5 protein-coding genes are annotated in these 6389 nt (G+C 59.6%); 1 reads left to right on the plus strand and 4 read right to left on the minus strand.

Annotated elements, in window-relative coordinates; translation table 11 throughout:
* Positions 1-227: 227 nt before the first annotated feature.
* From PSH79_RS09485 to PSH79_RS09500, 4 genes are all read right to left on the minus strand, one after another.
* Complete coding sequence (locus PSH79_RS09485; RefSeq protein WP_305442327.1) at positions 228-2054, minus strand: glycoside hydrolase family 15 protein; 1827 nt, start codon at positions 2052-2054, stop codon at positions 228-230.
* Entirely contained in the window at positions 2047-2847 is an 801-nt protein-coding gene (locus PSH79_RS09490) for a glucose 1-dehydrogenase (protein ID WP_305442328.1), read from the minus strand. Before PSH79_RS09490 ends, PSH79_RS09485 begins: the two co-directional genes overlap by 8 nt.
* 129 nt (positions 2848-2976) lie before the next feature.
* On the minus strand, positions 2977-3981 hold the full coding sequence (locus PSH79_RS09495) for a hypothetical protein (protein ID WP_305442329.1): 1005 nt from the start codon (positions 3979-3981) through the stop codon (positions 2977-2979).
* 179 nt (positions 3982-4160) lie between these two features.
* Positions 4161-5294, minus strand: a complete 1134-nt coding sequence (locus PSH79_RS09500; RefSeq protein WP_305442330.1) for a cupin-like domain-containing protein — start codon at positions 5292-5294, stop codon at positions 4161-4163.
* Positions 5295-5423: 129 nt separating this feature from the next.
* On the opposite strand from PSH79_RS09500, the gene PSH79_RS09505 reads away from it, so the two are divergent.
* A complete protein-coding gene (locus tag PSH79_RS09505) occupies positions 5424-6161 on the plus strand; it encodes a thioesterase II family protein (protein WP_305442331.1) in 738 nt (245 codons plus the stop codon).
* Positions 6162-6389: the final 228 nt, after the last annotated feature.

Consider the following 6389-nt stretch of genomic DNA (forward strand, 5'->3'; position numbering starts at 1 on the left):
TGGACAGCTCCGCTGTGCCCGTTGCGGTGGATGGTAGGGGCGGATGTAACCGCTGGCAACAAGGTATTTCGGGGTGTAAGCGCAAGTTGCGGGGGAAGGATGGATCAATCTTTGTTGTGGATTTGTAGTCCCTCGCCGGAGGGACTGGGTTTTCAGGCCTCAGGTGTAGATGTGCGTCCTACATCTCGTATTTTGTGAGGGAAATTTCCGACAGCCTCTGTCGACTATTACGGCTGCCACTCACTCTTTTCCCCGCTCAAGCGCCGATCGAGAAAACTCGCTGCACTGATCAACGCCAGATGCGTCAGCGCCTGTGGTGTATTGCCCAAATGCCGCCCATGACTGTCGAACTCTTCGGCGTACAGACCCAACGGATTGGCGTAGCGCAGCAGTTGTTCGAATTCCAGATGAGCCTTTTCCACCTGGCCGGCGCGAGCCAGGCATTCGACGTACCAGAATGAACACGCGGCAAACGCGCCTTCAGTGCCGGTCAAACCGTCGATGTTGGCGTCATCATTGCGGTAGCGATAAACCATGCCGTCGCGCACCAGCGTCTTTTCGATAGCCTCAAGCGTCGACAGCCAGCGCGGGTCCTTCGCGCTGACGAAACGCACCAGCGGCATCAACAGCATTGAACCATCCAGCGCAGTGCCGCCCTTGTACTGCACGAAATGCCCGCGTTCTTCGTCCCAGAAGTTGTCCCAGATGTCGGCATAGATCGCCTGGCGAGTCTGATCCCATTGCGCGAACGGTGCCGGCAGAGAGCGTTTCGACGCGAGACGAATCGCTCGGTCCAGCGCCACCCAGCACATCAGCCGCGAGTGCAGAAAGTGATGTTGCTCGCCGCGCATTTCCCAGATTCCTACATCCGTGGTCTGCCATGTCTCACAAACCTGATCGACCACTTCGCGCACGTGTTTCCAGCCTTCGTGGGAAATCGCGTCACCGTATTTGTTGACCAGATAGACCGCGTCCATCAACTCACCAAAGATGTCGAGCTGGATCTGGTCATACGCGCCATTGCCGATCCTGACCGGTTGCGCACCGCCATGGCCTGACAGGTGGGCCAATTCGGTTTCCGGCAACTCCTGACGGCCGTCGATGGCATACAGAATGTTCAGTTTCATCGGCTGCCCGCAGCAATCGCTCACCCGCCCGCGCAGCCAGCCCATGTAGGCGTTGGCTTCACTGACGAAACCCAAGCGCATGAACGCGTAAACCGTGAATGAGGCATCGCGGATCCAGGTGTAGCGATAGTCCCAGTTGCGCTCGCCGCCGGGGGTTTCCGGCAGACCGAAGGTGGCGGCGGCGAGGATTGCACCGTGTTTGCGTGAGGTCAGCAACTTGAGTGCGAGGGCGGAGCGATTGACCATTTCCCGCCAGCGTCCGCGATAGATGGACTGGCCGATCCAGTCGCGCCAGAACTTCAGGGTGCGCTCCATGCAGAAGTCACCGGCACCTTCGGCAAAGCGCGGATCGTCGGTGGCGCCGAGCATGAAGGCGGCGGTCTGATTCTGTTTGAGGGTGAAGCGGGCAACCGCTGCATCTGCGTCGACTTGCATTGGCTGATCCGAAGCCAGACGCAGTGTTGGTTGCCCTGTGGCACTGAATACCACGTCTTTTTGATCCAGCTGCGCACGGGTGTCGGCGCGGGCATAGTCGTGACGAACGGCGCAGCGCATGTGGAACGTCGCCTCGCCACTGACCACCCGCACGCGGCGCATCAGCAGTGGCAAGTCATCTTCACTGTCGCCCACCGGCAGCATGTCGGTGATTTCCACCACGGCATATTCACTGAGCCAGCGGGTTTGCAGAACGTTGGTGTCCGGCAGGTAAATCTGCTCGCGTCGCGCATCGGGCAAGTCCGGCGCCAGTTGAAAAATCCCGGCGTCGGGAGAGTCCAGCAGCGAGCAGAAAATCGATGGGCTGTCGAACTCTGGCCAGCAGAAAAAATCCACGCTGCCCTTGTCGTTGACCAGTGCCGCACTGCGCATGTCGCCGATGATGCCGTGGGCGTCGATGACGCTTTGTTGTTCTGGATGATGCTCAGCCATTGCCGCGAAACTCCGGATAGAGGCTCATGCCGCCGTCGATGAACAGGGTGGTGCCGACGATGTAATCGGCGGCATCGGAGGCGAGAAACACCACCGCGTTGGCGACGTCTTCGACATCGCCGATGCGACCGTAGGGAATCAGCTCAAGCAGTTTTTCGCTGGCCGCGCCTTCGGTGGCTTCTTTATTAATGGCCGTGCGAATCGCCCCCGGCGCAATGCCGTTGATGCGAATGCGTTGATGGCTGACTTCTTGCGCCAGAGACTGCATCAACAGATCGACACCGCCCTTGGACGCGGCGTAATTCACATGCCCGGCCCAAGGGATGCGCTGGTGCACCGAACTCATGTGAATGATTTTGCCGGCGGCCCGGGACACGCCTTCGCGCACGCCCTGGCGGTTGAAAATCCGCAACGCGGCGCGGGCGCAGAGGAACTGGCCGGTGAGGTTGACGCTGATTACTGCGTTCCAGTCCGCCAGCGACATGTCCGTAACCGCCGCGTCTTTTTGCAGACCGGAATTGGCCACCAGAATGTCCAGTGAACCGAAAGCGTCGAGGGTCTCGGCGAACAGTCGTTCTACGTCATCTTCCTTTGACACATCGGCGCGAATGGCGATCGCCTCACCGCCATCGGCGATGATCTGCCGGGCGAGTGCTTCGGCGGGTTCGGCCTGGCGGTTGTAGTTGATGACCACGGCGGCGCCGGCAGCGGCGAGGGCTTTGGCGGCAGCGTGGCCGATGCCGGAGCTGGCACCGGTGACGATGGCTACCTGGCGGGCGAGGGAAATCTGCATGAATGTCTGGGCCTGAAGCGTTGGTGTTGAATAGCTGACTGGCCGGCGCAGGTGAGAGTTCAGTGAAAAAATAGCTGCCCCTGCCAGCCCAATGCGCTTTGAGGGGGCGTCACGTATTAAAACGATTGCTCAGATTTGATAACGGGCACTGTGTTTATGCCATTCCCGATTGCCCGCAACCCAAGTGGTCAGGCCCTTCAGATAGCGTTGGGTCAAAGGCGTGGCAGTGCTCAGCAATTGCTTTTCAAGCGTTACGTATTCCTGCATGACGGCATCATGAATATCCGCCGCTTTATCGATGGCGTCTTGAAGCGAGCAGTTGTGTCGGGCCGCCAGTAGGTAGGGAAGTTTGAAGTCTCCCGTTTCCTTGAGGTGCTCCTTGTAAGCGGAATACAAGTCGTTGACCAACGTCGTGGCCAGTGCCGCTAGCGCGCTGATGTGGTGAAACTCCGGCTGGGAATATAGGTTGGCGGGTACTTCGTATCCCCCAATGGCATCAATCAGAACCTGACAAGGCCAGAAACTGTTGACCTGTCGGCTGGCCAGGTATTCCGCGATGGTGGGGTGGGTGCCATAGATACGCCACGGAGCTTCGGCAGCCATGGTGACAAACATGGCAATGGTGATTTGCCGGACCCGAGCCACTTGTGAGGGTGTGCAGAAATGACCCACGCGAGTCATGTAAGACAGCAAGCCCCTGATTACCGGGTCGCGCGTTTGTTGTAGCGAGAGTTCTTCATCGAAAGGTGCAGGCAAATAAACCGGGTCGATCGCCGTGATGGCGAACGACAGCATTTGGGCCACGTTCTCAGGGCGGCCGCCAAGCGATGGGTCGTCACAATAATGATCATCCACCGCGAACAATGCCGCGAAGCACTGCGCTGCGAGCAGCAACCTGTCCGGATCGTCCGTGTCGGCATGGCACAACATTGCATAGCGGCCGAAGTCACTGGCGCGCAGTTTCTCGTGTTTACCGGCAAAGATACCCACGCTCGGTATCCACGCCATCAGACGCTCGTTGACCTCCTGGCCCAACGCCTCATCAATGCGTGTGGGTGGAGGGCAAAACAGGTCGCGCACGACAAAGGGCGCAATTGCGCTGCGTGGTTGTGACGAGATCGTGGACTGATTCATGGTGCGCTCCTGTTACCGACGCTGACTCAGGACACTGAACGCAAGGGTCGGAGCCGTGCTTGACGGGCGATTTCCTGCGTAAGTTACGGTGGGAATATGAATGCGCTTTGTCGGGAGAAAGCGCACCTGTCAGGTCTGACAGGTGCGCAGGTTTTGCGACAGGTGGTGTCACTCGCGGCTTACCAACCCCGCCCCGAATTGACCCAGAAATTCACCGACAACGACGTCGACACCGACTCGACCTGATGGAACCAGCCCTCAGGCAGGAACAGCAGATCCCCGGCCTCCAGCGTCACGCGCAGAAACGTCACGTCCCGCGCCGCCGGGAAGCGTTCGTAGTCCGGCGCATCCGGGTTGAAATCACAACCATCCAGCCCACCCTTGGGCGCGGTCGACCAGGTGCCCAGCGCGTCACGATGATGAGGCGCGGCGAGGGTGAATTTCTTCTGTCCCCACACCTGCGCGAACAGATTGTCGGTGTCATCGCGATGCAGCGGCGTCAGTGTGCCTTTGGGGCCGATCCAGATGCGCGGCGGGATGAACAGCGAGGCATCGAAGTAAGCCGGGTATTTGATCTGCTGCATCAATTGCGCCGGCAGAATGTTGTTGCCCATGTAGGCTGGCGGTTCGCCGTCTGCGCCTTTGGCTGCAGGCTTGTCCAGCGAAGCAATGAAGTCGGCCATCGACGTCGAACGGAAATCGCGCTCAGTGGAAAAGGTTTTCTTCACGTAATCGCCATGGCGGGTGATGCCTTGCAGTTCGGCGAAATGCACCAGCGACTCTTCGCGACTCAATTTGAACAACGGCCAGTCGTGCAGCGCGTTGCTGATCACCACGGGAATGCCATGGGGCAGATAGCGGCTCTTGAACTCGGTCACCGACAGCTCGCTGCGCGAACGTCGCTCGACGTTCAATTGAGTCGGCAGGCCGGCGGTGAGCTTTTCACTGAAGCGCGGCGGCGTCGGGTAACGCTTGTTCATGTCGACTTTTTCCGCCACGGCGCCGCCGTGCATCGCATGCTCGATGATCTGCGGCAGCAGGGTCGCCAGGCCCATGTTGCCGCCGATCTTCAGGCGACCGCTGGCGAACAGTTCTTCGACGTTGGCCATGCCGCCCATGATCCCGAGGAAGTCGCGCTCGGCGACTTCGATGGTCACATCAGGGCTCGCGTGTCGGCCAGGCACGGTGCGACTGCTGGCCTTGACCTCGGACCAGTAGGCCTGCTGCGGGCCAAACACGAATTGAAAAACGCCTTCGATGCCGACGGCACCGGCATTGGCGAACAACTTGCCCAGGATGCTCTGCAGGTCCACGGTGAATCCTCATTATTGGTTTTGGCCTGAACAGTTAACGAGCGCCTGTGCAGAGGATTTAGCGAGCACCGACTAATTTGATCGGGCCGCGATCCGTTTCTCTCTACAGACGAATTTTTTGAGGGGAGCGTGGTGACCAAGCTGACTCTGCTGTGCCTGCCGTACTCCGGCGCCAGCGCGATGGTCTACAGCCGCTGGCGGCCGAAAATGCCGCAATGGCTTCACTTGCACCCGGTGGAACTGCCGGGGCGCGGCGCGCGGTTCGACGAGCCGCTGCACACCGACATGCGCGCGCTGGCGATGCAATTGGCCAAGGAATTGCGCCCGACACTCAAGACCCCGTACGCGCTGTTCGGGCATAGCCTCGGCGCGTTGCTGGCCTGCGAGATAGCGCATGCCTTGCGCGTGCTGGGTTGTCCGGAGCCGGTGGCGCTGTTTGCCTCCGGCACGGCGGCGCCGACGATGCGTGCCGATTACGATCGCGGTTTTGCCGAGCCGAAAACCGACGCCGAACTGATCGAGCAGTTGCGCACGCTCAATGGCACCAGCGAGGAAGTGCTGGCCAATGCCGAGCTGATGAGCCTGACCTTGCCGATCTTGCGGGCGGACTTTCAGTTGTGCGGCAAGTTCGAGCCCTTGCAGCGACCGCTGCTCAACTGCCCGGTGCATGTGCTCGGCGGCAAGGCTGACCGCGCCACCACCGAACAGTTGATCGGTTGGAGCAAAGAGACCCGTGGCAGTTTTTCGGTGGACATGCTGGCCGGTGGGCACTTTTTCATCCATGAGCACGAAGCCAAAGTGCTGAAGGTGATCAAGGATCAACTGGATGTGCATCATCGCCGGCATGCCGCCTTCGCAACCGCCTGAACACAGCACGATTCTCCTGTAGGCGCTGCGGCGCGCTGCGATCTTTTAAAATCAAAAGATCGCAGCCTCGTTTCACTCGACAGCTCCTACAGGGAGCTGTACACAAAAAATCCCCGTTCCACCTCCCGCCTGACACTTGTTCTCATTCGCTAATTTTTCCGGTCTGCATTCGTTTTATAGGGACGACGTGCCTTTGTGCTGCCTGCCTACTGATCCGGATGCCAAGAA

Source organism: Pseudomonas sp. FP2196 (assembly GCF_030687715.1).
Classification (GTDB): Bacteria; Pseudomonadota; Gammaproteobacteria; order Pseudomonadales; family Pseudomonadaceae; genus Aquipseudomonas.

Excerpts from the sequence above, each read along its gene's own strand:
- PSH79_RS09485 (WP_305442327.1), bottom strand. The coding sequence starts at position 2,054 with ATGGCTGAGCATCATCCAGAACAACAAAGCGTCATCGACGCCCACGGC.
- PSH79_RS09490 (WP_305442328.1), bottom strand. The coding sequence starts at position 2,847 with ATGCAGATTTCCCTCGCCCGCCAGGTAGCCATCGTCACCGGTGCCAGC.
- PSH79_RS09495 (WP_305442329.1), bottom strand. The coding sequence starts at position 3,981 with ATGAATCAGTCCACGATCTCGTCACAACCACGCAGCGCAATTGCGCCC.